This window comes from Streptomyces caeruleatus (assembly GCF_001514235.1).
In the GTDB taxonomy this organism is placed as follows: Bacteria; Actinomycetota; Actinomycetes; order Streptomycetales; family Streptomycetaceae; genus Streptomyces; species Streptomyces caeruleatus.
In genome coordinates, this window is record NZ_KQ948928.1 from 39,839 (window position 1) to 64,782 (window position 24,944).

Annotated in this window: 19 protein-coding genes; 10 read left to right on the forward strand and 9 right to left on the reverse strand. The window is 70.7% G+C overall.

The annotated features are described in order from the left end of the window. Positions 1-61 precede the first annotated feature (61 nt). From hutH to recX, 7 genes are all read left to right on the forward strand, one after another. Positions 62-1,645 (forward strand): histidine ammonia-lyase, encoded by a 1,584-nt coding sequence (gene hutH / locus AQJ67_RS15830; protein WP_062719409.1) that lies wholly within the window; start codon positions 62-64, stop codon positions 1,643-1,645. Then, positions 1,642-8,865 carry a type I polyketide synthase gene (locus tag AQJ67_RS15835; RefSeq protein WP_062719410.1) on the forward strand — a complete coding sequence of 2,408 codons (7,224 nt, stop codon included), beginning with the start codon at positions 1,642-1,644 and terminating at the stop codon, positions 8,863-8,865. Before hutH ends, AQJ67_RS15835 begins: the two co-directional genes overlap by 4 nt. Further along, complete coding sequence (locus AQJ67_RS15840) at positions 8,862-9,692, forward strand: SDR family oxidoreductase (protein WP_244190468.1); 831 nt, start codon at positions 8,862-8,864, stop codon at positions 9,690-9,692. Before AQJ67_RS15835 ends, AQJ67_RS15840 begins: the two co-directional genes overlap by 4 nt. Positions 9,693-9,917: 225 nt before the next feature. Then, positions 9,918-10,112, forward strand: coding sequence for a DUF3046 domain-containing protein (locus AQJ67_RS15845; protein WP_062719411.1), 195 nt, complete (start codon positions 9,918-9,920; stop codon positions 10,110-10,112). 60 nt (positions 10,113-10,172) lie between these two features. Continuing rightward, the gene (locus AQJ67_RS15850; protein WP_079056012.1) at positions 10,173-11,459 is read left to right on the forward strand and encodes an AI-2E family transporter; all 1,287 of its coding nucleotides are present in this window, start codon (positions 10,173-10,175) and stop codon (positions 11,457-11,459) included. A gap of 354 nt (positions 11,460-11,813) precedes the next feature. Next, positions 11,814-12,938, forward strand: a complete 1,125-nt coding sequence (gene recA, locus AQJ67_RS15855; protein ID WP_062719412.1) for a recombinase RecA — start codon at positions 11,814-11,816, stop codon at positions 12,936-12,938. Positions 12,939-12,941: 3 nt separating this feature from the next. Beyond that, positions 12,942-13,898: a recombination regulator RecX gene (gene recX / locus AQJ67_RS45130; RefSeq protein ID WP_079055983.1), complete on the forward strand. Its 957-nt coding sequence runs from the start codon at positions 12,942-12,944 to the stop codon at positions 13,896-13,898. 202 nt (positions 13,899-14,100) lie between these two features. Here the strand turns inward: recX and AQJ67_RS15865 are convergent, their stop codons facing one another. From AQJ67_RS15865 to AQJ67_RS15895, 8 genes are all read right to left on the reverse strand, one after another. Then, on the reverse strand, positions 14,101-14,526 hold the full coding sequence (locus AQJ67_RS15865) for a rhodanese-like domain-containing protein (protein WP_425264160.1): 426 nt from the start codon (positions 14,524-14,526) through the stop codon (positions 14,101-14,103). 56 nt (positions 14,527-14,582) lie between these two features. Continuing rightward, positions 14,583-15,152 (reverse strand): cupin domain-containing protein, encoded by a 570-nt coding sequence (locus tag AQJ67_RS15870; RefSeq protein ID WP_425264158.1) that lies wholly within the window; start codon positions 15,150-15,152, stop codon positions 14,583-14,585. A 101-nt stretch (positions 15,153-15,253) separates the two neighbouring features. After that, the gene (locus AQJ67_RS50680; protein WP_313960178.1) at positions 15,254-15,340 is read right to left on the reverse strand and encodes a putative leader peptide; all 87 of its coding nucleotides are present in this window, start codon (positions 15,338-15,340) and stop codon (positions 15,254-15,256) included. A 143-nt stretch (positions 15,341-15,483) separates the two neighbouring features. Next, entirely contained in the window at positions 15,484-17,160 is a 1,677-nt protein-coding gene (locus AQJ67_RS15875) for an FAD-dependent monooxygenase (RefSeq protein ID WP_062719415.1), read from the reverse strand. A 177-nt stretch (positions 17,161-17,337) separates the two neighbouring features. Continuing rightward, positions 17,338-18,270, reverse strand: a complete 933-nt coding sequence (locus AQJ67_RS15880; protein WP_062719416.1) for an amino acid ABC transporter permease — start codon at positions 18,268-18,270, stop codon at positions 17,338-17,340. After that, positions 18,267-18,941: an amino acid ABC transporter permease gene (locus tag AQJ67_RS15885; RefSeq protein ID WP_062719417.1), complete on the reverse strand. Its 675-nt coding sequence runs from the start codon at positions 18,939-18,941 to the stop codon at positions 18,267-18,269. The genes AQJ67_RS15880 and AQJ67_RS15885 overlap by 4 nt, the downstream gene beginning before the upstream one ends. Before the next feature lie 96 nt (positions 18,942-19,037). After that, complete coding sequence (locus AQJ67_RS15890) at positions 19,038-19,877, reverse strand: glutamate ABC transporter substrate-binding protein (RefSeq protein ID WP_208614978.1); 840 nt, start codon at positions 19,875-19,877, stop codon at positions 19,038-19,040. 108 nt (positions 19,878-19,985) lie between these two features. After that, positions 19,986-20,762 carry an amino acid ABC transporter ATP-binding protein gene (locus tag AQJ67_RS15895; protein ID WP_062719419.1) on the reverse strand — a complete coding sequence of 259 codons (777 nt, stop codon included), beginning with the start codon at positions 20,760-20,762 and terminating at the stop codon, positions 19,986-19,988. Positions 20,763-21,049: 287 nt separating this feature from the next. On the opposite strand from AQJ67_RS15895, the gene AQJ67_RS15900 reads away from it, so the two are divergent. Both AQJ67_RS15900 and AQJ67_RS15905 read left to right on the forward strand, forming a co-directional pair. Beyond that, complete coding sequence (locus tag AQJ67_RS15900; RefSeq protein ID WP_062720038.1) at positions 21,050-21,736, forward strand: response regulator transcription factor; 687 nt, start codon at positions 21,050-21,052, stop codon at positions 21,734-21,736. Positions 21,737-21,745: 9 nt separating this feature from the next. Then, positions 21,746-23,137 (forward strand): sensor histidine kinase, encoded by a 1,392-nt coding sequence (locus AQJ67_RS15905; RefSeq protein ID WP_062719420.1) that lies wholly within the window; start codon positions 21,746-21,748, stop codon positions 23,135-23,137. A 243-nt stretch (positions 23,138-23,380) separates the two neighbouring features. Here AQJ67_RS15905 and AQJ67_RS15910 read toward each other — a convergent pair whose 3' ends face one another. Beyond that, complete coding sequence (locus AQJ67_RS15910; RefSeq protein ID WP_062719421.1) at positions 23,381-24,376, reverse strand: TAXI family TRAP transporter solute-binding subunit; 996 nt, start codon at positions 24,374-24,376, stop codon at positions 23,381-23,383. A 101-nt stretch (positions 24,377-24,477) separates the two neighbouring features. On the opposite strand from AQJ67_RS15910, the gene AQJ67_RS15915 reads away from it, so the two are divergent. Continuing rightward, the gene (locus tag AQJ67_RS15915) at positions 24,478-24,882 is read left to right on the forward strand and encodes a pyrophosphohydrolase domain-containing protein (RefSeq protein WP_062719422.1); all 405 of its coding nucleotides are present in this window, start codon (positions 24,478-24,480) and stop codon (positions 24,880-24,882) included. Positions 24,883-24,944: the final 62 nt, after the last annotated feature.

Sequence of the window (24,944 nt, forward strand, 5' to 3'; positions counted from 1 at the left end):
CCGAGTTCCGCCTCCGCCTCCGCCGCCTCCCTTGACGACCGGTTCGATTGGAAGAGACGCGATGACCAAACAGCTGGAGTGGGGCTCGGCCCGGCCCCGGACCCTTACCGTGACCGTCGGGACCCGCCCGCTCGCCTTCGTCGAGGTCGCCGCCGTCGCACGGGAGGGCGCGCCGGTCCGTCTCGGTGACGACGCCTTCTCGGCGTTGGAGAAGGGCCGGGCCGTGGTGGAGGAACTCGCCTGCGCGCCCACTCCGTCGTACGGCATCTCGACCGGGTTCGGCGCCCTCGCGACCCAGCACATCCGGCCCGAGCAGCGGTCCCGGCTGCAGCGGTCGTTGGTCCGCTCGCACGCCGCCGGCACGGGGCAGGAGGTCGAGCGGGAGGTCGTACGCGGCATGATGCTGCTGCGGCTGTCGACGCTGGCGACCGGGCACACCGGGGTGCGTGCCGAGACCGCGGAGCGGCTCGCCGCCATGCTGTCGGCCGGGATCACGCCGGTGGTGCGGGAGTACGGCTCGCTCGGCTGCTCCGGCGACCTGGCACCGCTCGCGCACTGCGCGCTGGCGCTGATGGGCGAGGGCGAGGTGCGTGACGCCTCCGGTGCGCTGATGTCCGCCGCCGAGGCGCTCACCGCCGCCGGGCTCAGCCCGGTCGACCTGTGCGAGAAGGAGGGCCTCGCCCTCATCAACGGCACCGACGGCATGCTGGCCCAACTCGTCCTCGCCGTCACCGATCTGCGGCGGCTGCTCAAGACGCTGGACATCGCGGCCGCCATGTCCGTCGAGGCGCTGCTCGGCACCGACCGGGCGTTCGCCCCCGAGCTCCAGGCACTGCGGCCGCATCCGGGGCAGGCCGCCGCCGCGGCCAACCTGGTCGCGATCATGGCCGGTTCCGGTGTCGTCGCCTCCCATCGAGGGCCGCACTGCACCCGCGTACAGGACGCGTACTCGCTGCGCTGCACTCCCCAGGTGCACGGCGCCGTCCGCGACACCGTCGAGTACGCCGCCGTGGTCGCGGGGCGTGAACTGGCCGCGGCCGTCGACAACCCGGCCGTCCTGCACAGCGACGGACGGGTGGCGTCCAACGGCAACTTCCATGGCGCACCCGTCGCCTACGCGCTCGACTTCCTGGCCATCGCGACCGCCGACGCCGCCTCGATCAGCGAACGCCGCACCGACCGGTTCCTGGACACCGCCCGCAACCACGGCCTGCCGCCGTTCCTCGCCGACGACCCCGGCGTGGACAGCGGCTACATGATCGCCCAGTACACCCAGGCCGCGATCGTCTCCGAACTCAAACGCCTCGCGGCCCCCGCGTCCGTCGACTCCATACCGTCCAGCGCGATGGCCGAGGACCACGTGTCCATGGGATGGGGCGCGGCCCGCAAACTGCGCCGTGCCGTCGACGGCCTCACCCGCGTCGTCGCCATCGAGATCCTGACCGCCGCCCGCGCCCTCGACCTACGTGCCCCTCTGCCGCCGTCCGCCGCCACCGGCGAGGTCGTCGCGCTGCTGAGGTCCTCCGGTGTGCCCGGCCCGGGCCCTGACCGGTATCTGGCACCCGAGATCGACGACACCGTCGAACTCGTCGGATCGGGCGCCGTGCTCGCCGCGGTCGAGTCCGTGACGGGAGCCCTCTCATGACCGAGCCACGAGCGCCCCGCGGCGCCGGTGCCGATGTGATCCGCCCGCTGCCCGAACTGCTGGGCACTCACGCGGAGTCGCGCGGAGACAAGGTCGCGTTCTCCGACGTACGGGGCGCGGTGACGTATCGGGAACTTGAGCGCCGTACGGCCCGGCTCGGCGGCCATCTCGTCGCCCTCGGTCTGCCCCGGGGCGCACGGGTGGCGATCCTGCTGGGCAACCGGGTGGAGATGGTCGAGAGCTACCTCGCCGTCAACCGCGCCGGCTGCGTCGGCGTACCCGTCAACCCGCACTCCTCCGACGCGGAGCTGCGGTACGTCCTCACCGACAGCGACGCCCAGGCGGTGATCACCGACACCGCGCACGCGGAGCAGGTACGCGCCATCGGACCACGGCACCTCGTCGTGGCCGGCGCAGAGCTGCCGGACACGCTGTCGTACGACGACCTGTCCACCCGCGAACCCGCCGTCCCTCCCCGCGACGACCTCGGCCTGGACGAACCGGCGTTCCTGCTCTACACCTCGGGCACCACGGGCCGCCCCAAGGGCGTGCTGTCCACGCAGCGCGCGGCGCTGTGGAACGCCGCCAACTGCTACGTCCCGATGGTCGGACTGTCCGCGGCGGACACGCTGCTGTGGCCGCTGCCGCTGTTCCACACCCTCGGCCATCACCTGTGCGTGATGGCCGTTACGGCGGTCGGTGCCACGGCCCATCTGATGGCGGGGTTCTCCGCCGCCGAGGTCCTCGACGAGCTGCGCTCCCGGCCGTACACCTTCCTGGTCGGCGTGCCGACGATCTACCACAACCTGGTCCACGCCGCCGGTGCGGAAGGGCTCACGCTGCCCGCGCTGCGGGTCTGCTTCATCGCGGGTGCGGTCAGCACGCCCGCGCTCGCCGAGGCGTTCGAGGCGGCCTACGGTGTCCGGCTCACCGACAGCTACGGCAGCACCGAGACCAGCGGGACCATGACCGCCATGCGGCCGGACGGCGAGCGCGTCCCCGGTTCCTGCGGCCCGCCCGTGCCCGGCCTCGACCTGCGCGTGGTCGACCCGGACACCGGCGTCGAGGTCCCGACCGGCGAGGAGGGCGAGGTCTGGGTCAGCGGACCGAATGTGATGCTGGGCTACCACAACCTGCCCGAGGCCACCGCAGAGGTGCTGCGCGACGGCTGGTACCGCACCGGCGACCTCGCCCGCCGCAACGACGCCGGCTACCTCTGGATCACCGGCCGGCGCAACGACGTGATCATCCGGGGCGGGGAGAACGTCCACCCCACCGAGATCGAGGCCGTGCTCGCCCGGGTGCCCGGTGTGCGCGACGCGGCCGTGACGGCACTGGCGGACGACGAGTTCGGCCAGGTCCCGGTGGCGCTGGTGGTGCCCGAACCCGACGGCCTCGACTGCGCGGAGCTGTTCGCGTGGTGCCGCCGGGAACTCGCCTACTTCAAGGTGCCGGTGGAGGTACGTGCCGTCACCGCGCTGCCGAGGACGGCCACGGGCAAGGTCGCCCGCAAGGCGCTCGCCGAGCTGCCCGGGCGGCTGCTCGCCGTCGCGGGCTCCCACACCGGCCTCCATCTCATGGGGGCGGGCGGTGAGTTGGCTCCGCTCCCGGGCGGCGAACTGCCCGCCGCGGCCGGGTCGCTGGCCGGCCGCGAGGTGGTCCTGGCGGGAGACGCCGGGGAGCCGGCGGACCTGATCGCCCGTCACCTCGTGGCCTACCACGAGGCGTGGCGTGTGGGCCTGCCCGGGCCGGAGCACGGCGCCACGGTCACCGTCACGGTGGCCGGCGCCACCGTGACGATCACCATCGCCGGTTTTGCTCCCACCACCCTGGTGCTGGCGGAGGGGCTGACCGAGCACCGGATCCGCAACGCCGTCGACGTCGCGCTGAGCCGGCCGGGCAGCACCCTCGTCGCAGCCGTGCGATCGGCGCCCGCCGCCGCACAGGACCGGCTGCCGGACCGGGTTGACCTGACCGGGATCACCGGGACCGACCTCGGCAGGAGGCTCGTCGACCTCGTGACCGGCCAGGTCACCGAGGTGATGGGCGACACCGTCGGGATCGACCCGGACCGGGCCCTGCGCGAGTACGGGCTCACCTCGGTGGACGCGGTCCGGCTGCGGGACCGGGTCGCCGCCGCCACGGGGCTGCGCCTGCCCACGACGCTCGCGTTCGAGTACCCGTCGGTGCGGGCTATCGCCGGATTCCTGCGGGACGAACTCACCGGTTCACCCGAGCCGCAGGCCATCACCGGCGCGCGCACCGCCGTACCGACCGGCACCGACCACGATCCGGACGACGATCCCGTGGTACTCGTGGGCATCGGCTGCCGCTACCCCGGCGGGGTCGCCACCCCCGACGAGCTGTGGCGGCTGGTGGCCGACGGGGTCGACGCCACCTCCGAGTTCCCCGACGACCGGGGCTGGGACCTCGACCGGCTGTTCGACTCCGACCCCGGCCGCAGCGGCACCTCGCGCACCCGGCGGGGCGGGTTCCTTCGTGACATGGCCGACTTCGACCCCGAGTTCTTCGGGATCTCGCCGCGCGAGGCGCTGGCGATGGACCCGCAGCACCGGCTGCTCCTGGAGACCTCCTGGGAGGCGCTGGAGCACGCGGGCATCGACCCGACGTCCCTGAAGGGCGCGCGGGTCGGGGTGTACGCGGGCCTGATCTACCACGACTACGTCACCGACCCGGACCGCGTGCCCCGTGAGGTGGAGGGCTATCTCGGCACCGGTACCGTGGGCGCCGCCGCCACCGGGCGGATCTCCTATGTGCTGGGCCTGCGCGGTCCGGCGCTCACCGTCGACACGGCCTGCTCCTCGTCCCTGGTGGCCATCCACCTCGCGGCGCAGTCGATCCGCCGGGGCGAGTGCGAACTCGCGCTGGCCGGCGGGGTGTCCGTGATGGCGACGCCGCAGACGTTCGTGGAGTACAGCAGGCAGGGCGCGCTGGCCGAGGACGGGCGGTCCAAGGCGTTCGCCGCGGCCGCGGACGGCACCGGCTGGGCCGAGGGCGTCGGGATGGTCGTACTGGAACGGCTGTCCCATGCCCGTCGCGCCGGGCACCCGGTACTGGCCGTGATCCGAGGCTCCGCGGTGAACCAGGACGGCGCGTCCAACGGCCTCACGGCGCCGAGCGGCACGGCACAGCAGCAGGTGATCCGGCTCGCCCTGCGGGACGCCGGGCTGACACCCTCCGACGTGGACGCCGTCGAGGCACACGGCACCGGCACCCGGCTCGGCGACCCGATCGAGGCCGGTGCCCTGCTGGCCGCCTACGGGCAGGACCGCGTCACTCCGCTCTGGCTGGGGTCGCTGAAGTCCAACATCGGGCACACCCAGGCAGCGGCCGGGGTCGGCGGCGTGATCAAGGTCGTCCAGGCCATGCGGCACCGCGTCCTGCCGAAGACACTGCACGTGGACGAGCCGTCGCCGCATGTCGACTGGGCGGCGGGCGATGTCCGGCTGCTCACCGAGAGCATGCCGTGGCCGCAGCGGGACCGCCCTGCGCGCGCGGCCGTCTCCTCCTTCGGGGTCAGTGGCACCAACGCGCACGTGATCCTGGAGGCACCACCCAAGGAACCGGCACCTACGCCCGTCGCCGAACCGTCCGTCGCCGAACCGTCCGTCGTCGCCTGGACGTTGTCCGGGAAGACCCCCGAGCGGCTACGGGAGTGGGCGGCGCGACTGCTCCCGGTGGCCGGGGACGCCGCACCGGCGGACCTCGCGCACTCACTCGCCGTTTCCCGAGGTCACTTCTCCCACCGGGCCGTCGTGGTCGGCGGCGACCGCGAGGAACTGCTCGCCGGGTTGCGGGCCGTGGCCGAGGGAAAGCCGGCGCGGAATGTGGTCGTCTCCAGCGGATCCACCGCAGACGGGAAGGTCGCGTTCGTCTTCCCCGGCCAGGGTACCCAGTGGTTGGGCATGGCGGCCGGGCTGATGGGCGAACCGGTGTTCGCCGAATCCATCCACGCCTGCGAACGGGCCCTGAAACCCCACGTGGACTGGTCGCTCACCGAGGTTCTGGCCGGTGACGCCGACCGGCTGAAGCGGCTGGAGGTCATCCACCCCGCCCTGTTCTCCGTGATGGTGTCGCTGGCCGCCCTGTGGCGCTCCCGTGGCGTCGAACCGGACGCGGTGATCGGGCACTCCATGGGCGAGGTGGCCGCCGCGTGCGTCGCGGGCGCACTGTCCCTGGAGGAGGCCGCTCGGGTCGTCGTGGTGCGCAGCCAGGTCATCGCCGAACTCGGCGTCAGCGCCGGCATGGCATCGGTGACCGCGTCCCGCGCACAGGTCGACTGGCTGCTGGAACGCTGGCCGGACCAACTCTGGATCGCCGCCCTCAACGGCCCCTCCAGCATCGTCGTCGCCGGAGACGACCGGGCCGTCGACGGGCTGCTCACCGAGTGCGCGCTCGACGGCGTGCACGCCCGCCGCATCCGCGTCGACGTCGCCTCGCACTGTCCGAAGATGGAGGCGCTGCGCGATGAACTCGTCGCCCGCCTCGGGGAGGTGCACACCAGCGCGCCCTCCGTGCCGATGTACTCCACCGTCGACCTGGACTGGGTCGGCGACGCCACGCTCACCGGCACCTACTGGTACCGCAACCTCCGCCAGCCCGTGCGGTTCCAGCCCGCCGTCGAGCATCTCGTCGGCCAGGGCTTCCGGGTCTTCGTGGAGTCCAGTTCGCACCCGGTGCTGACCTCGGGTATCGAGCAGACGCTGGAGGAGTGCGGCACGGCCGGGGCCGTCACCGGGACCCTGCGGCGTGACGACGGCGGACTCGCACGGTTCCTGTTGTCCGCAGCCGAGTTGTACACGCGAGGTGTGCGTCCGGCCACCGGTGAAGGGCGGTTGGTGCCGCTGCCGACCACACCGTTCCAGCGGCGCCGCTTCTGGCTCACGACGACCGCCGCGTCCACGGCACGCACCGGGCACCCGCTGCTCGGCCCGCCGGTCGAATCGGCCCGCAGCGGCGAGTCGGTCGCCACCGGCCGTCTCTCACCGGCAGAGCAGCCATGGTTGGCCGACCACGCCGTGAACGGCACCTGCGTCCTGCCCGGCACCGCCCTGCTCGACCTCGCGCTACGCGCCGCGCGGGGCACCGGAATCGGCGAGTTGGTCATCGAGGAGCCTCTGGCCCTGTCCCAGCAGGGCACGGCGGAACTCCAGGTCGTGGCCGACCCCGTCCGGCGCACCGTCGAGGTCTTCAGCAGGCCGGACCAGCCCGGCAGCCCGTGGCGACGCCACGCACAGGGGACGATCGCCGACACCACCGAGCCGTCCACCATGCCGCTGCCCCCAGCCGACGCCGACGCCGACGAGATCGACGTCGACTACGCGTCACTCGCCGAGCGCGGCTACGAGTACGGTCCCGCCTTCAGGGCCGTACGCAGACTGTGGCGGCGCGGCGGCGAACTCTTCGTGGAGCTACGGCTGCCCGAAGAGGCACCCGGCGGATTCACCGGCCCCGGCCTGCACCCCGTGCTCGGCGACGCCGCCCTGCACGCCCTCGCCCTGACCGAACAGCGCCCGGACGGGCACGTCGGGCTGCCCTTCGTATGGCACGACGTATGGGCGAGCGACCGGCACTCCACGCACGCGTACGCCCACCTCGCCCCCGCCGGCCGGGACGAGTTCACCGTGAGCCTCACGACCGCCGAGGGCGATCCCTTCTTCCACGGCACCCTCAGCCTGCGCACCGTGCCGCTGCGCGAGCTGAACGGCACACTGGCGCCGGACTCGGTGTACCGGATGCGGTGGACGGAACTGGACGGACCGGCCGGGGCACCCGCATCGGACGCCGTCCTCTTCACCCCACCCCCCGACGACGTCCGCGCGGCGACCCTTGAGACCCTCTCCCGCATCCAGCACTGGCTGGCGGCCGACCACCCGTCCGACGCCCCCCTCGTAGTCCTCACCCGCACCCACGACCTCGCCCACGCCGCCGCCCGCGGCCTCGTACGGTCGGCCCAGTCCGAGCACCCCGGCCGATTCCTGCTGGTCGAGACCGACGACGACCCCCGTTCCCCGGCCCGCCTCGCCGACGCCGTGGCCGCCGGAAAGCCACACCTGCGCATCAGCGAGGGCCGACTCCAGGCACCGCAGCTCACGCGTGCCGCGCCGGGCCGGAACGCCCGCCCGGACCTCAGCGGCGGCACGGTGCTGATCACCGGCGGCACCGGCACCCTCGGATCACTGCTGGCACGGCACCTGGTGACCGGGTACGGCGTCCGCAGCCTCCTCCTCACCAGCCGCAGCGGGGGTCGCGGCGCCGACTCCCTCATCGCCGAACTGACCGGGCTGGGCGCCGAGGTGCGCGTCGCCGCCTGCGACGCCGCCGACCGGGGCGCCCTCGCCGACGCCCTCGACCTCGTGCCCGCGCGGCATCCGCTGATCGCGGTGGTGCACGCGGCCGGGGTGCTCGCGGACGGCGTGGTGACCGGGATGACCCCCGACCAGGTCGAGCACGTACTGCGCCCCAAGCTCGACGGCGCCCTGAACCTGCACGAACTGACCCGGGACACCGACCTGGCCGCCTTCGTGCTGTTCTCCTCGCTGGCCGGTGTGCTGGGCAGCCCGGGGCAGGGCAACTACGCGGCGGCGAACGGATTCCTGGACGCGTTCGCCGAGCACCGCAGGGCCGCCGGGCTGCCTGCCCAGTCCCAGGCGTGGGGGCTGTGGGAGGAGGCCTCCGGCATGACCGACGTACTGCGCGAGACCGACCGCGACGGCACCCTCCCGGACTCCACCCTGCCCATGCCCACCGCGTTCGCGCTGGCCCTGTTCGACGAGGCGCTGCGGCAGGACGACGCGGTTCTCACCCTCGCCAGGTTCGACCTCGCCAAGCTCCGCACCCGAGGGGCGCCCGAGCTGCTGCGCGGCCTGGTGCCCGCCGGTCCTGCCGCCGCCGTACCCACCGTCCGACTGCGTGACCTGGCCCCGGCCGAGCGGGCCGAACGGCTCCTCGCCGAGGTGCGCGCGGCCGCCGCCGAGCTGCTCGGCCATCGGGACGGTACGGCGCTGCCGCCGGAACGGAGCCTGTACGAGGCCGGGTTGGACTCACTGACCTCGGTGGAACTGCGCAACCGGCTGAGCGCGCTGACGGGGCTGCGGCTGCCCGCGACGCTCGTGTTCGAGCATCCCTCGCCGCAGCTGCTGGCCGACCACCTCGACCGGGAGCTGGCCACCCCGAGCACCCCAGGGAAGTTCACATGATCAAGACGGAGGTTGCGATGCCGCAGGACATGGGTGGCCCGACGGGGCTGCGCGTCATGGTGACCGGCGCGGCCGGTGGCCTCGGCCGGGCCATCGCCGAGGCGCTGCACGCCGAGGGCGCGCACCTGGTGCTGACCACCCGGGACGCCGACTCGCTGCCCAGGGCCGCCGCCGGACTCGACCGGGGCCCCGAGGTCGTCACGGCCGTGGCCGACGTCACCAACGACGTCGAGCTGGCCAAGGCCGTGGAACTGGCCACCGCACGGCTCGGCGGCATCGACGTGCTCGTCAACAACGCCGGTGTGCCCGGACCGGCCGGGCCCGCCTGGGAGAACGACGCGGCCGAGTGGTGGCACGCCATGGAGGTCAACCTGGGCGGCGCGCTGGCGGCCTGCCGTGCGGTGCTGCCCGGCATGGTCGAGCGCGGCCGGGGGCGGGTCGTCACCATCTCCAGCCATGCGGGGCACACCCGTTGGCCGCACGTCAGCGCGTACTCGGTGTCCAAGGCGGCGGTGAACAAGCTGACGGAGAACATCGCCATCGAACTGCTGCCGCACGGCGTCACCGCGTTCAGCTACCACCCCGGCATCGTGGACGTCGGCCTCGGCGGGTCCGCCGCCCCGGTCCAGGACAGCGACAACCCGTGGGACCGCCGCATCGTCTCCTGGCTCGACGCACAGCGCGAGGCCGGCAAGTACGTCCCGGTCACCGAGGCCCTCGGCAACCTACTGCGCCTCATCCGGGGCGAGGCCGACACCCTCACCGGCCGCTATCTCACCTACGAGGACGACCTCACGGCCCTCACCGCGGCAACCGGCCGGGGCTGACACGGCTCAGAAGTCGTCTCCCTCGCTCGCTGGCTCGGGCACGCCGATCCTGGCTTTACTCTGCGTACATACACGCACTTCATGCCCGACGCAGGCAGGCGAGGTCGCGCTGGCATGGATGTCTGGTTCAGTGGGGAGGCGAACTCCCTGGAAACCCCCTGACGGTCCTGCGGAGGCGTGAGAGGTGGGAAACATGCAGGTCAAGGTGGGCTTGGAGCGGAACTCATGCGGTTGACGATCTTCTGGGAGCGGATGGCGGATCACTTCGGTCCTGGATACGCCGACACCTTCGCGCGCGACCATGTGATGGCGGAGCTCGGCGGGCGCACGGTGCACGAGGCGCTGAACAGCGGCTGGGAGGCCAAGGACGTGTGGCGCGTGGTCTGCGCCGTCATGAACGTTCCGGGGGAGAAGCGCTGACAGGTCACGAAGATCGCAGGACGGCAGCCGGTTGTCGGTGGCGTGGGCGACACTTGCTCCGTGGCACGCACTGACGAGACCGGGCAGCCCGCCCGGCACGCATCGCCCTTCGGCACGACGCCGCCCACCCCGCCGCCGGGCGAGGGAGCCGCCGGGCCGGACTCCCGCATGCCTCGTTGGCTCCCGCGCGCCATGGTGCTCGCGCTGGCGCTCGTCGGCGCGTTCCAGCTGGGCAGCTGGGCCTTTCACCAGCTCACCGGGCTGCTGATCAACATCCTCATCGCGTTCTTCCTGGCCCTGGCCATCGAGCCGGCGGTGAGCTGGATGGCCTCGCGCGGTATGCGCCGGGGCCTGGCCACCGGCGTCGTCTTCCTCGCCGTGATCACCGTGTCCGCGGGGTTCGTGACGCTGCTGGGGTCCATGCTCGCGGGCCAGATCATCAAGATCGTCGAGGACTTCCCGGACTACCTCGACTCCGTCATCAACTGGATCAACGCGCACTTCCACACCGAGCTGCGCCGCGTCGACGTCCAGGAGGGCCTGCTCCGGTCCGACTGGCTGCGCAACTACGTGCAGAACAGCGCCACCGGCGTCCTCGACGTGTCCGCCCAGGTCCTCGGCGGCCTCTTCCAGCTGCTGACGATCACGCTGTTCTCGTTCTACTTCGCCGCGGACGGCCCGCGACTGCGCCGCGCGCTGTGCTCCGTACTGCCGCCCGCCAAGCAGGCCGAGGTACTGCGCGCGTGGGAGATCGCCGTCAACAAGACGGGCGGGTACCTGTACTCACGCGGCCTGATGGCGCTCATCTCCGGCATAGCCCACTACATCCTGCTGGCGAGCCTGGATGTGCCCTACGCACCCGTGCTCGCCGTCTGGGTCGGCCTGGTCTCGCAGTTCATCCCCACCATCGGCACGTATCTCGCGGGCGCCCTGCCCATGCTGATCGCCTTCACGGTCGATCCCTGGTACGCGCTGTGGGTGCTGATCTTCGTCGTGGTCTACCAGCAGTTCGAGAACTACGTCCTGCAGCCCAAGCTGACCTCGAAGACCGTCGACATCCACCCCGCGGTCGCCTTCGGTTCCGTCATCGCGGGCACCGCCCTCCTCGGCGCGGTGGGCGCGCTGATCGCCATCCCGGCCATCGCCACGCTGCAGGCGTTCCTCGGGGCGTACGTGAAGCGTTACGACGTCACGGACGATCCCCGGGTCCATGGGCACCGGGGCCGGGGAGCGGGACGGGGTCTCGTCACGCGCGTGCGTGCGCTGTGGGCCCATCGGCCGGGATCGGCGAAGCCAGGATCGGGAGCCGGGGGTTCCGGGGGGAGCTCCACGGAGAACTCCGGCTGAGTAGAGCCGGGGGCCTGGGGGCGTGGGGTCTGCGTGAGGGATGGATCCGGCCGGACGGGCCGAGAACCGGGCGACTCAGGCCGGGAGACTCCGGGAGGGCTCAGGGTGAGATTCCGGGGCGTCTCCGGCTGCGAACGTAGTCTCGTAGGTGACGTGTGGTGCGCTTGACACGAAAATCGAACATCCATTCTCATGGAGGCTCCGGCGAGGCGCTCGGCGGGCATTTCGCCCCGCTTTCGATGGAGATGTTCCCGAGTTATCCACAGGCCGGACGGGCGTCGGGGCGCATTGTCAGTGGCAGGCGTTAGCGTCTTTGACGTGAAGCGATCGACTCAAGCAAACCGGGTGGAACCCATGGCAGGAACCGACCGCGAGAAGGCCCTGGATGCCGCGCTCGCACAGATTGAACGGCAATTCGGCAAGGGCGCGGTCATGCGCATGGGCGAGCGGTCGATGGAGCCCATCGAGGTCATCTCGACCGGGTCGACCGCGCTCGACGTGGCCCTCGGCGTGGGCGGCCTGCCGCGCGGCCGTGTCGTGGAGATTTACGGCCCGGAGTCGTCCGGTAAGACGACCCTGACCCTGCACGCGGTGGCGAACGCGCAGAAGGCCGGCGGCCAGGTCGCCTTCGTGGACGCGGAGCACGCCCTCGACCCCGAGTACGCGAAGAAGCTCGGCGTCGACATCGACAACCTGATCCTCTCCCAGCCCGACAACGGCGAGCAGGCCCTGGAGATCGTGGACATGCTGGTCCGCTCCGGCGCCCTCGACCTCATCGTCATCGACTCCGTCGCCGCGCTCGTCCCGCGCGCGGAGATCGAGGGCGAGATGGGCGACAGCCACGTCGGTCTCCAGGCCCGCCTGATGAGCCAGGCCCTGCGGAAGATCACCAGCGCGCTCAACCAGTCGAAGACCACCGCGATCTTCATCAACCAGCTCCGCGAGAAGATCGGCGTGATGTTCGGCTCCCCGGAGACCACGACCGGTGGCCGCGCGCTGAAGTTCTACGCCTCGGTGCGTATCGACATCCGCCGCATCGAGACCCTGAAGGACGGCACGGAGGCAGTCGGCAACCGCACCCGCTGCAAGGTCGTCAAGAACAAGGTCGCGCCGCCCTTCAAGCAGGCCGAGTTCGACATCCTCTACGGCCACGGCATCAGCCGCGAGGGCGGCCTGATCGACATGGGCGTGGAGCACGGCTTCGTCCGCAAGGCCGGCGCCTGGTACACGTACGAGGGCGACCAGCTCGGCCAGGGCAAGGAGAACGCGCGCAACTTCCTCAAGGACAACCCCGACCTGGCCAACGAGATCGAGAAGAAGATCAAGGAGAAGCTGGGCGTCGGCGTGCGGCCGGAGGAGCCGGCTGCCGAGCCGGGTGCGGACGCCGCGGTCTCCGCCACTCCGGACGACGCCGCGAAGACGGTCCCCGCTCCGGCGGCCAAGGCAGCCAAGACCAAGGCTGCGACCGCCAAGAGCTGACCCTTGACACGGCGAACGGACTGGGCCGAGTACGCCGCCTACCCGGACGCTCCGCGTGAGCGGAGACGAGGCGGTGACGCGGACTCCTCCGGGATGGGCGGCCACGCCCATGCGGGAGACACGGCCCATGACGCGGACCGGGGGAACGACGGCACGGCGCCGTACGGCGCAAGCAGGTCCTTCGGCGGGTACGGCGACGAGCCGGGCCTGGCTTACGGCGACGAGTCGGGCCTGGCTTACGGCGACGAGCCGGGCCATGGCGCGGTGGACGGCGAAGCGTGGGCGGAGGACGGTTCGGTGCACGGCGCCAGTGCGCCCGGTGATGGCTCACGCCGCGGTCGGCGTGGGGCTCGGGGGTCGGACGGCTCACGCGGGCGTCGTCGGCCCGGTCGTACGGAGCCGCCCGGAGAGGACGGAGGCGCCTCTTCCTCGTCGAGGGCCGAGGAGAGGACGCCCCCAGCGGACCCGGTGGAGCAGGCGCGGGCGATCTGTCTGCGCCTGCTGACCGGGACCCCGCGCACGCGCAAGCAACTCGCGGATGCCCTGCGCAAACGCGAGATCCCGGACGATGCCGCCGAGGAGGTGCTGTCGCGGTTCGAGGAGGTCGGCCTCATCAACGACAGCGCGTTCGCGGACGCCTGGGTGGAGTCCCGGCACCACGGCCGGGGGCTCGCCCGACGTGCGCTCGCCCGGGAACTGCGCACCAAGGGCGTCGACCCCACACTGATCGACGAGGCTGTCTCACAACTCGACTCCGAACAGGAAGAGACGACGGCACGCGAACTCGTGGCCCGCAAACTGCGTTCCACGCGTGGCCTCGACCGCGACAAACGCCTGCGCCGCCTCGCGGGCATGCTCGCCCGCAAGGGCTACTCCGAGGGCATGGCCCTACGGGTGGTCCGGCAGGCCCTGGAGGAGGAGGGCGAGGACACGGAGTTTCTCGGGGACGAGGGGTACTGATCCCGACGGCCGCGCACCCGTGGCGGGACTGGCATGGGCCTGGACAAAGGGCCTGGGTATAGGCGAGGGCCGACGACGATCGCGGGATTTCCGGCCCCGGACACGGTGGACGCGCGGGGGCGCCCATCGCGTCGGGGGCCGGGCAGCGATCAGTCGCAGGGCGTGGCGCGGCACGAGCCCGCTCCACTGCCCTTGAGCACCCTCAGGCCTGAGCCCCCGCCCCCGACGTCACCGGCAGTCCCTCCGCCCGCCACGCCTGGAAACCCCCGACCAGGTCGGTGGCCCGGTGCAGCCCCAGCCGCCGTAGCGACTCCGCTGCCAGGCTCGACGCGTACCCCTCGTTGCAGATCACCACGACCAGAAGGTCGTGACTCGTTGCCTCGGGGGCGCGATGGCTGCCCTGAGGATCGAGCCGCCACTCCAGTTCGTTGCGCTCGACCACGAGGGCATCGGGGATCAGACCGTCCCGCTCACGCAGGGCCGCGTACCGGATGTCGACCAGCAGAGCTTGGCCGGACTGGGCGGCCTCGTACGCCTCCTGCGGCTCGATCCGCGTGTAGCCCGCGCGTACCCGCTCCAGCAACTCGTCGATGCCGACCGGCTGTTCATCCACGTTGCCCACGTCCACGCCCGCCCGAACCTTCGACTCGCCGCTGCCGCCGACCGGCCGCTCACTCACGCCGCTCACTGCCAGTCCTCCGGACGCTCCACCTGCTCCAGCCGCAGGATCGGTCCGCTGCGGCTGAAGCGGCGGATCCGCGGCAGCGGCGGGTAGTAGGCGTGCACGGAGATCGCATGCTGGTCGGAGGACTCGTTGAGGACCTCGTGCACATGGTGATGGCCGAAGGAACGGCCCTTTCCGGTGGGCAGCCGCCGTTCCCGGTCCACGTCGTCCGTCAGTTCCAGCGTCTTCCAGCCGTCGGCGGGCAGCCGGACGGCGAGCGCGTTCTCCTTGAGCTCACCGGCCGCGGTGACGAAGGCCCCGACCGAGTCGGCGTGGTCGTGCCAGCCGGTGCCCGTACCGGGCGGCCAGCCGATCAGCCAGGCCTCGCTGCCACCGGGACCTTCGAGCCGTACCCACGTACGGCCTTCCGGGTCGAGTGGGAGCGAGGCGATCAAGTCGGCATCGGCGGCCGTACGCCGTACGAAGTCGAGAAGGTCCGCCTGCGTAGGCGTGGAGGTCACCGCGGAATTCGGCGTGGGAGGCGGGGCAGCCGTATTGGAAGCGGTAACGGCGGCAGGGGAGACAGACACGGACACCGTCCTGAAGAAAGTTCGCGAAGTGCGCGCGACGGCACCGGCGACAGGAATCAGGAGGCCAGGAGTGGCGCGCGCGAGAAGAAAGAGCGGCGAGATCAGCAGGACGGGCGACACACGCAGCCCGCATAGCGGACGAGGTCCATATGGACCCTCCGCCACAGGCGCACACAGGTGTCGGTCACGATCCGGAGTACACCATGCCGGTGCGGGCCGGTCAACTCACTGTCACTATGCGGACCGCACAGTGACAGTGAGTGCCGCCTCCGGGGCAGGAGCGGTTAGCTTCGGGTGAGGAGTTGGTTCGTTCTGATCACCGGCGAGGGCATCAGCGCGAGCCGGCCGCAGCCTCCGCCTCCTCGGTCTCCTTGTCTGCCTTGGCCTTCTTGCTCGTCTTGGTCGCCTTGACCGGCCCACCCAGCGCCGCCTCGGCCGCCGCGTACAGATCGGCCGGCCGCACCCCGCTCAAAGCGGTCACCAGGTGGCCGTCGGGTCGGACGAGCAGCACGCTGTGCGCGGACGCCCCCGGATAGCTCTCCGCGACCAGGAGTTCGGCCGGATACGGCAGCGCCGTCACCGCGGCAGCCAGTCGAGGCATGATCCCGGCGGTCGCCCAGTGCTTGCGGTCCCACACGCCCGTGCCCGGAGCGATCAGCAGAACCAGCAGCGCGCCCCGTCCTAGCCGCTCCCGCAGCTGTACGAAGGAGCCGTCCTCGGCCGTGACGCGTACGTCCATGACCGGCGCACCGCGCGGCGTGTCCACCGGCACCTCGCCCTCCAGGGGCGGGGGCGCGAGCGGCGAGTCGGCGTACGTCCCCGGCGCACCGATCGCTCCCTGCCCGAGGTGGCCGTCGATCAGCAGCGCGTCATGGCCTCGGGCGGAGCCGGGGACGTACGCGCGCAGCCCTCCACCGCCGCGCAGCAGCGGCAGCGCCTGGTCGGCCGCGCGCAGCCGGGCGGCGACGGCCGCGCGACGCTCCGTCTGGTAGCTGTCGAGCAGCGCCTCGTGCAGCCCGTGGTGCCACGCCGACGCCAGCTTCCAGGCGAGGTTGTCGGCGTCCCTCAGTCCCTCTTCGAGCCCATGCGTGCCGAGCGTACCGAGGCAGTGCGCCGCGTCTCCGGCGAGAAAGACGCGGCCCACGCGCCAGCGGCGAGCCAGACGGTGGTGGACCGTGTGCACTCCGGTGTCGAGCAGCTCGTACGGCGGTGTCGGGCCGGTGGACCAGCCGGCGAGTGTCTCGCGGACGTGCGTCACCAGCAGCTCGGGTGTGACCAGGTCCTTGCCTGGTGGCAGCAGCCAGTCAAGGCGCCAGACGCCGTCCGGGAGCGGCCGTCCGGTCACCTCCCCGCCCGAGGGTCCGGACGTCCGCCATGGCGGCATCCGATGGAGCAACGCCTGGCCCTCCCACGGAAGTTCCACATGCAGCGCCGCCACGGCATGTCGCTCCACCGCCGTACGGCCCGGAAAGCGGATGTCCTGGAGTTTGCGCACGGTCGAGCGGGGGCCGTCGCAGCCGACCACGTAACTGCCACGCCACCAGGTGCCCTTGGGTCCCCGGGTGTGGACGGTGACGCCCGAAACCTCCTGCTCGATGGCGTCCAGGCGACTGTCCACGGCGACCTTGACGAGCCGTTCGTCGGCGAGGGCGGCGCGCAGGGCACCGGTCAGCACGTGCTGGGCGATGTGCAGGGGCGCGGCGTTCGGGACGCCCTCGCGTCCCTCCGTCTCCTCCACGGTGTCGTCGAACGTGACCTCGCGCATCACCTGCTTGCGCCGCATCGCCCGCCATCCGGCCCAGTGGGCCCCGGCCTCGGAGAGCGGCGTGCCCGTCAGGCGTTCCAAGAGGGCGGTGGTGTCCTCGCGCAGGACGACGGTGCGCGCGAGACGGGGTTCGTCCTTGCCGGGCCCCTCGTCGAGAACGACGGACGGCACCTCCTGACGGGCCAGCGCCAGGGCGAGCGTGAGCCCGACGGGCCCCGCTCCGACGATGATCACCGGGTCCACGGCGCGGCGCCCCCTGCCCGCAGCGGTGTCCCGAGGGACGCAAGTGAACAGGAAGTTGGAGCAGGGTGCACGATCACAGAACGTATGCAACCCATTGCCGGTGCTTGCGTCAAGTGACGGAGGGCAGTGGCGATCATGCCACTGCCCTCAGGGTCGTTCATGCTATTTGACTGCTCGTCAGAGATAGGTCCTGGAACCGGGTAGACCGCCGCCTTCGCCGCCGGTCCCGAAGGAGCCGCCCACCGCAGCGGGGTTGAGTTCCTCCATGTCCTCGGCGCTGAGGACCGCGCCCGTGCTCTTCTTGCTGCGGCGCAGCCGCTTCTCCAGCCAGCTCGCGAAGCTGGTGAGGATGAAGTTCAGGACGATGTAGATGAGCGCCACCACGATGAAGCTGGGAATGACGTTCGCGTAGAAGGACGCCATGGTCGCGCGAGAGTTGAGCAGCTCGGTGAACCCGATCATCACGCCGCCCAGGGCCGTGTCCTTCACGATGACCACGAGCTGGCTGACAATGGCCGGCAGCATGGCGGTGACGGCCTGCGGCAGCAGGATGGTCCTCATGGTCTGGTTCTTGCGCAAACCGATCGCCATGGCGGCCTCGTTCTGCCCCTTGGGCAGGGAGAGGATGCCGGCCCGTACGACCTCGGCGAGGACGGACGCGTTGTAGAGGACCAGACCGGTGACGACCGCGTACAGGGGGCGCTGCTCACTGGTGACGTTCGTCCAGCGGTCGTAGAACTCATTGGCGAACAGCATCAGCAGTAGAACCGGGATGGCTCGGAAGAACTCGACCACCCAGGCGGCGGGAAGCCGCACCCACCGGTGGTCGGAGAGGCGCGCGATGCCGAAGAACGCGCCGAGTGGAAGGGCGATCACCATGGCCAGTGCCGCTGCCTTCAGCGTGTCGGCGAGGCCGGGCAGCAGATAGGTGGTCCAGGCCTCCGACTGGGTGAACGGTTTCCACAGGGCCCACTCCAGCTGGCCCTTCTCGTCCATCGTGTCCCAGATGAACCACACGAGCAGCGCGAGCAGGACGACGAAGACCACCGAGATGATCAGATTGCGCCGCTTGGCGCGGGGGCCCGGAGCGTCGTAGAGAACGGAGCTCATCGCTTCACCGCCAGTCGCTTGCTCAGCCAACCGAGGAAGAGGCCGGTGGGCAGGGTCAGTACCACGAAACCGAAGGCGAAGACCGCGCCGATGAGGACCGTCTGAGCCTCGTTCTCGATCATTTCCTTCATCAGGTAGGCGGCCTCGGCCACGCCGATCGCGGCCGCCACGGTGGTGTTCTTCGTCAGGGCGATCAAGACGTTGGCCAACGGTCCGATGACCGAGCGGAAGGCCTGCGGCAGGATGATCAGCCGGAGGGTCTGGCTGAAGGTCAGTCCGATGGCACGGGCCGCTTCGGCCTGGCCGAGCGGCACGGTGTTGATGCCGGAACGAATCGCCTCACAGACGAAGGCCGCTGTGTAGGCGACCAGACCGAGGATCGCAAGGCGGAAGCCCTGGACCTTGAAGTCGGAGGCGCCCATCGTCACGCCGAAGATGTCGGCGAGGCCGAGCGAGGTGAAGATGATGATGACCGTCAGGGGGATGTTCCGGACGATGTTCACATAGGCCGTGCCGAACCCACGCATGAGCGGGACCGGGCTGACCCGCATCGCGGCCAGGAGGGTGCCCCAGACCAGGGAGCCGATGCCGGAGAGGAGGGTGAGTTTCACCGTCATCCAGAAGGCGCCCAACAGGGTCGGGTTGTCATAGTCAGAAAGAAAGTCGAACACGATCTCCCGCGCTTCCGGGTGGGTGGCGTACGTGGATAGCGCGGCGCGCCGCCGCCCTGATCGCGGTGGACGGCGGCGCGCCGGTGGACCCTTGCGCTACTTGACGATGACGCCGATCTTCGGCGCGGGCTCGTTCTTGTAGTTGGCCGGACCGAAGTTGTCGGTGACCGCCTTGTCCCAGGCCTTTTCCTTGACCATCTTCTCGAGGGCGGCGTTGATCTTGTTGACGGTCTCGGTGTCGCCCTTCTTCACACCGATGCCGTAGTTCTCGTTGCTCAGCTTGAGGCCGGCGAGCTTGAACTTGCCCTTGTACTGCTCCTGCGCGGCGTAGCCGGCGAGGATCGAGTCGTCCGTGGTCAGAGCGTCCACAGCACCGCTCTGGAGACCGGCGAGGCACTCCGAGTAGGTGCCGTTCTCCTTCAGGTTGGCCTTCGGGGCGAAGTCGTTCTTGACGTTCTGCGCCGAGGTGGAGCCCTGCACGGAGCAGAGGTTCTTGCCGTTGAGGTCGGTGGCCTCGGTGATGTCCGAGTCGGTCTTGACCAGCAGGTCCTGGTGTGCCAGCAGGTACGGCCCGGCGAAGTCGACCTTCTGCTTACGCTCGTCGGTGATCGAGTACGTCGCCGCGATGAACTTCACGTCGCCGCGGGCGAGCGCGTTCTCACGGTCGGCACTCTTGGTCTCGACCCACTCGATCTGGTTGGGCTCGTAGCCGAGCTCCTTGGCCACGTACGTAGCCACGTCCACGTCGAAGCCGGAGTAGCCGCCCGGCTCCTTGAGGCCGAGACCCGGCTGGTCGTACTTAATGCCGATCTTGATCTTGTCCCCGCCACCGGAGCCCGAGTTGCTGTCGCTGTCGCCGTCACCACCACAAGCAGTGGCGGTGATGGAGAGGACGATTGCAGCGGCGGCCGCGGCGGAGGCCTTGCGGAGCTTCATGGTGAACATCCTTTGTGTGAAGAAGAGATGCGTGCCGTCAGGAACGGCGGTGACGCAGGTCGTCGGGTGCGTGAAGCAGTCCGTCAGTGGTGCGTGGGGTGCACCTCGTCAGTGGTGCAGGATCTTGGACAGGAAGTCCTTGGCGCGGTCGCTGCGCGGGTTGCTGAAGAACTGGTCCGGCACAGCTTCTTCGACGATCTTGCCGTCCGCCATGAACACCACCCGATTGGCGGCCGAACGGGCGAAGCCCATCTCGTGGGTGACGACGATCATGGTCATGCCGTCGCGGGCGAGCTGCTGCATGACCTCCAGGACCTCGTTGATCATCTCCGGGTCGAGCGCCGACGTGGGCTCGTCGAAGAGCATGACCTTGGGGTCCATGGCCAGCGCACGGGCGATGGCCACACGCTGCTGCTGGCCGCCGGAGAGCTGGGCGGGGTACTTCTCCGCCTGGCTGCCCACGCCCACCCGGTCGAGCAGGGTGCGGGCCTTCTCCTCGGCCTTCTTCTTGTCGGTCTTGCGGACCTTGATCTGGCCCAGCATCACGTTCTCGAGCACGGTCTTGTGCGCGAAAAGGTTGAAGGACTGGAAGACCATTCCGACGTCGGCACGCAGCTTGGCCAGCGCCTTGCCCTCGGCGGGCAGGGGCTTGTCGTCGATCGTGATCGTGCCGGAGTCGATCGTCTCCAGGCGGTTGATGGTGCGGCACAGGGTGGACTTCCCGGACCCGGAGGGTCCGATGACCACGACGACCTCGCCGCGGGCGATCGTCAGATCGATGTCCTGGAGCACGTGCAACGCGCCGAAGTGCTTGTTCACGTTCTTCAGGACGACCAGCTCGCCGGTCGCGGCCACGTCTTCCTTGGCCACCGATACTTCGGTCATCGCTCTCAGGCTCCGTCCTCCTCGGTTTCGGAGGACAGTAATAACCGTATCCGACCTGCGTCATCAGTTCTGAGGGGAATCTGAGCATCACGATCCGATAGCAATCGGACACGTGTCGTAGCACTTGAGGTCGAGCACGTACCGGCTGGATAACGGAAGCCGTGAGCAACCGGAACCCACTTGACGGCGTCGTCGTCCATCAGCGTGACTTCCATGGTGCACGCGCGCGTGTGCACGCACTGTGTACCTATCTGAATCGTACGGCCGATGAACCGAAGGAGGCCGGGATGAGACTGCTCCTCGTCGAGGACGACAACCATGTCGCCGCCGCGCTGTCCGCGGTTCTGGCACGGCACGGTTTCGACGTCACGCACGCGCGTAGCGGCGAGGAGGCCCTCCAGGCGCTCGTCCCCGAGGGCAACGGCTTCGGTGTCGTCCTCCTCGACCTCGGCCTGCCCGACCAGGACGGTTACGAGGTCTGCGGCAAGATCCGCAAGCGCACCAGCACCCCGGTGATCATGGTCACCGCGCGCTCCGACGTCCGCTCCCGCATCCACGGCCTCAACCTCGGGGCCGACGACTACGTGGTGAAGCCGTACGACACCGGAGAGCTGCTCGCCCGGATCCACGCCGTCAGCCGGCGCACCGTTCCGGAGGACGCCGGGGCCGGCGGTGACGGAGTGCTGCGCCTGGGCGCCGTCCACATCGAACTGCCGACCCGCCAGGTCAGCGTGGACGGTTCGGTTGTCCAACTGACCCGTAAGGAGTTCGATCTCCTCGCGCTGCTCGCCCAGCGCCCCGGGGTGGTCTTCCGCAGGGAACAGATCATCAGTGAGGTGTGGCGTACGAGCTGGGAGGGGACGGGACGAACCCTTGAGGTGCATGTGGCGTCCCTGCGCGCCAAGCTGCGCATGCCGGCGCTGATCGAGACCGTGCGCGGCGTCGGCTACCGACTCGTCGCCCCGGCCTCGTAGCGGGCAAGGGTGCGCACTCGTCTCCTCCCGCTGCTGATCGTCCTGATGGCGGCGGTGCTGCTCGCCCTCGGCGTACCGCTCGCCGTCAGCCTGGCGTCGGCACACCAGCAGAAGGTGGTCGTCGACCGTATCGACGACACCGCGTACTTCGCGGCCATCGCGCGGCCCGCCGCCGACACCGCGACCGGCTCCCGCGACGACCTGCGCATCCTGAGCCGGGAACTCGAGAGCTACTACGAGGTCTACGGCATCCGGGCCGGTGTCTTCCTGCCCGACGACACGCCCCTGGCCACCGGCCCGACGACCTGGATCCTGCCCGATACCGGCGAAGAGCGCGACGCCTTCGAGGAGTCGCTGCTGAGCCGGCGCAGCCACGACCCCAAGCAGGTATGGCCCTGGCAGCGCAACCGCCTCGTCATCGCCTCGCCCGTCATCCGGGACGGTGACGTCGTCGCGGTCGTGGTCACCGACTCGCCCACCGGGCAGATGCGTTCGCGGATCCTGCACGGCTGGCTGATCATCGGCGCGGGGCTGACGGCCGCGATGCTGTTGGCCGTCGGGGCCGCCCTCAGGCTGACCGGCTGGGTGCTCAGACCGGTGCGCGTGCTGGACGTCACCACGCACGAAATCGCGAGCGGCCGCATTAAGTCACGCGTCGCGGTGGCCAGCGGGCCACCGGAACTCAGACGGCTGGCCCGGTCGTTCAACGAGATGGCGGACAACGTCGAGGACGTGCTGGAGCAGCAGCGCGCCTTCGTCGCCGACGCCTCGCACCAGCTGCGCAACCCGCTCGCGGCGCTTCTCCTGCGTATCGAACTGCTCGCCTTCGAACTCCCCGAGGGCAATGCCGAGATCGCCTCGGTGCAGGCCGAGGGCAAGCGCCTGGCGCAGGTCCTAGACGATCTGCTCGACCTCGCCCTGGCCGAGCACACCGAAGCCGACCTCCGGCTGACCGACGTCGGCGCGCTGACCGCCGAGCGCGTCGCGGCCTGGGCGCCGACGGCCGAGGCCAAGGGCGTACGGCTGGTGGGCACCTGCCCGCCCACCACAGCCTGGGTCGACCCGGTGGCGCTGTCCAGCGCGCTCGACGCCGTGATCGACAACGCGGTCAAGTTCACGCCGCAGGACGAGCGCGTCGAGGTGACCGTCGCGTCCAACGGCAGGACCTCCACGATCGAGGTGGCCGACAACGGCCCAGGCCTCACCGGCGAGGAGCTCGCCCGCATCGGCGACCGCTTCTGGCGCAGCGGCCGGCACCAGAACATCAAGGGCTCGGGCCTGGGCCTGTCGATCTCCCGGGCCCTGCTCGCCCCGGGCGGCGGCTCGATCGCGTACGGCCGTCACGAGCCGCACGGGTTGCGGGTGACGGTGACGGTGCCGAGGTCGGGGCCGAGGCCGTAGCGGGTGCGGCTGCGCGTGCGGGGGTGTGGCTGCGGCTGCGGCTGCGGCTGCGGGTGAGTGCGCGTGCGCGAGCGAGGTCGGCGGGTTCCTGTGGTCGCCTACGGCTGGTCCGGCGCGGCCTGCGCTACGCCTCGTCCGAGGCGGCGGGCTGAGCTACATGTGCTCCAAGGCAGCGGGCTGAGCTACGGCTGCTCCAAGGCGGCCTTCGCTACGACTGATACGACTGATCCAAGGTAGCCGTCGCTAGGGCTTCACCGAGCGGTAGTAACGCTTGGCGCCCTCATGCAGCGTCAGCGGGTCAGTGTAGATCGCCGTACGCAGGTCGACGAGTTGCGCGGAGTGGACGTGGGCGCCGATGCCGTCGCGGCTCTTGATCACTGTCCGGGTCAGCCATTCGGTGAGCCGGGGGTCCATGTCCTTGCGGGTGATCAGCAGGTTGGACACGGCGATCGTGGGCACCGTGGCACCGTCCTGGATGCTGGGGTAGGCCGATTCCGGCATGTTGGTGGCGCGGTAGAAGTGGGCCGCGTCCCCCTGGGCATGCACCTTGGCGACGAGGGCCGAGTCGATCGGCACGAACCGGAACGCGGACGTCTTGGCGATCTCCTCCAGGCCGCCCGTCGGCAGTCCGCCCGACCAGAAGAACGCGTCGAGCTCGTGCCCCAGCCGCTTCGGCCCGGTGTCGATGCCGTCCGACCTGGGTGTGATGTCCTTCTCCGGATCGATGCCGGCGGCCTCCAGCACGCGAGTGGCGATCAGCCGCACGCCGGAGTTGGGCAGCCCTATGGCCACCCGCTTGCCCTTCAGGTCCGCGACGGAGCGGATGTCCGAGTCCGGCGGGACGACGAGCTGCACATAGTCGTCGTACAGGCGGGCGACGCCGCGCAGCCGGTCGGTGACGGGCTTGCCGCCCATCTTGAAGGTGTCCACGGCGTCGGCGGCGGCGATCGTGAAGTCGGCCTCACCGGTCGCCACGCGTTCGACGTTCTCCTGCGACCCGGCGCTTGTCGTCAGCCGCACCTTGAGCTGCGGCATGTCCTTGGCGAGCTCCTCGCGCAGCAGCTCGCCGTACTCCTGGTAGACCCCCGCGCGCGTGCCGGTGCTGAACGTGATCGTCCCGCTCGGCGGGTCCTCACCGAGCGGCAGCACCCACCACAGCAGCAACCCGAGGGTCACGAGTCCGGCGGCCGCGCCCTCGAGGGCCCGGCGCCTGCTGATGCGGGTGAGTGCCTTGAACATGGGCGCGATCCTGCCAGCCGGTACGCGGTGCTGGCCAGGGCAGGGGTCACAGGGGCTGCCGCGCACCGGGGAGTGTCAGACCCGGCCGATACAGTCGCGGCATGAGTTCCTCTCCCGCCGACCTGGTCCGTGAATTCCACCTCGCCTTCGGCCTCGACGCCCGCAGAACGCCGACCGAGGTCTCCCCGGAACTCGCCGCCCACCGTGGAGAGCTGCTCGCCGAGGAGGCCGCGGAGGTCGCCGAGGTCGCCGTGACCGGCCCGCTCGACAAGCTCGCGCACGAGCTGGCGGACGTCGTCTACGTCGCGTACGGCACCGCCCTGGTCCACGGCATCGACCTCGACGCCGTGCTTTCCGAGATCCACCGCTCCAACATGACCAAGTTGGGCCCCGACGGCCGGATCTCCCGCAGAGCCGACGGCAAGGTTCTCAAGGGCGAGCACTACGAGGCGCCGGACGTGTCGGGCGTGCTGCGCCGGCAGGGATGGGCGGCTCCCGCGCGGTAGCTGTCTCCCCGCCGCTACAGCCGCCTTGGGCCGGGGCGACGGGTTCTCGCGACCGCATACCC

Excerpts from the sequence above, each read along its gene's own strand:
- AQJ67_RS15900 (WP_062720038.1), top strand. The coding sequence starts at position 21,050 with ATGAGACTGCTCCTCGTCGAGGACGACAACCATGTCGCCGCCGCGCTG.
- AQJ67_RS15915 (WP_062719422.1), top strand. The coding sequence starts at position 24,478 with ATGAGTTCCTCTCCCGCCGACCTGGTCCGTGAATTCCACCTCGCCTTC.
- AQJ67_RS15835 (WP_062719410.1), top strand. The coding sequence starts at position 1,642 with ATGACCGAGCCACGAGCGCCCCGCGGCGCCGGTGCCGATGTGATCCGC.
- AQJ67_RS15890 (WP_208614978.1), bottom strand. The coding sequence starts at position 19,877 with ATGAAGCTCCGCAAGGCCTCCGCCGCGGCCGCCGCTGCAATCGTCCTC.
- AQJ67_RS15880 (WP_062719416.1), bottom strand. The coding sequence starts at position 18,270 with ATGAGCTCCGTTCTCTACGACGCTCCGGGCCCCCGCGCCAAGCGGCGC.
- recA (WP_062719412.1), top strand. The coding sequence starts at position 11,814 with ATGGCAGGAACCGACCGCGAGAAGGCCCTGGATGCCGCGCTCGCACAG.
- AQJ67_RS15910 (WP_062719421.1), bottom strand. The coding sequence starts at position 24,376 with ATGTTCAAGGCACTCACCCGCATCAGCAGGCGCCGGGCCCTCGAGGGC.
- AQJ67_RS15840 (WP_244190468.1), top strand. The coding sequence starts at position 8,862 with ATGATCAAGACGGAGGTTGCGATGCCGCAGGACATGGGTGGCCCGACG.
- AQJ67_RS15895 (WP_062719419.1), bottom strand. The coding sequence starts at position 20,762 with ATGACCGAAGTATCGGTGGCCAAGGAAGACGTGGCCGCGACCGGCGAG.
- hutH (WP_062719409.1), top strand. The coding sequence starts at position 62 with ATGACCAAACAGCTGGAGTGGGGCTCGGCCCGGCCCCGGACCCTTACC.
- AQJ67_RS15845 (WP_062719411.1), top strand. The coding sequence starts at position 9,918 with ATGCGGTTGACGATCTTCTGGGAGCGGATGGCGGATCACTTCGGTCCT.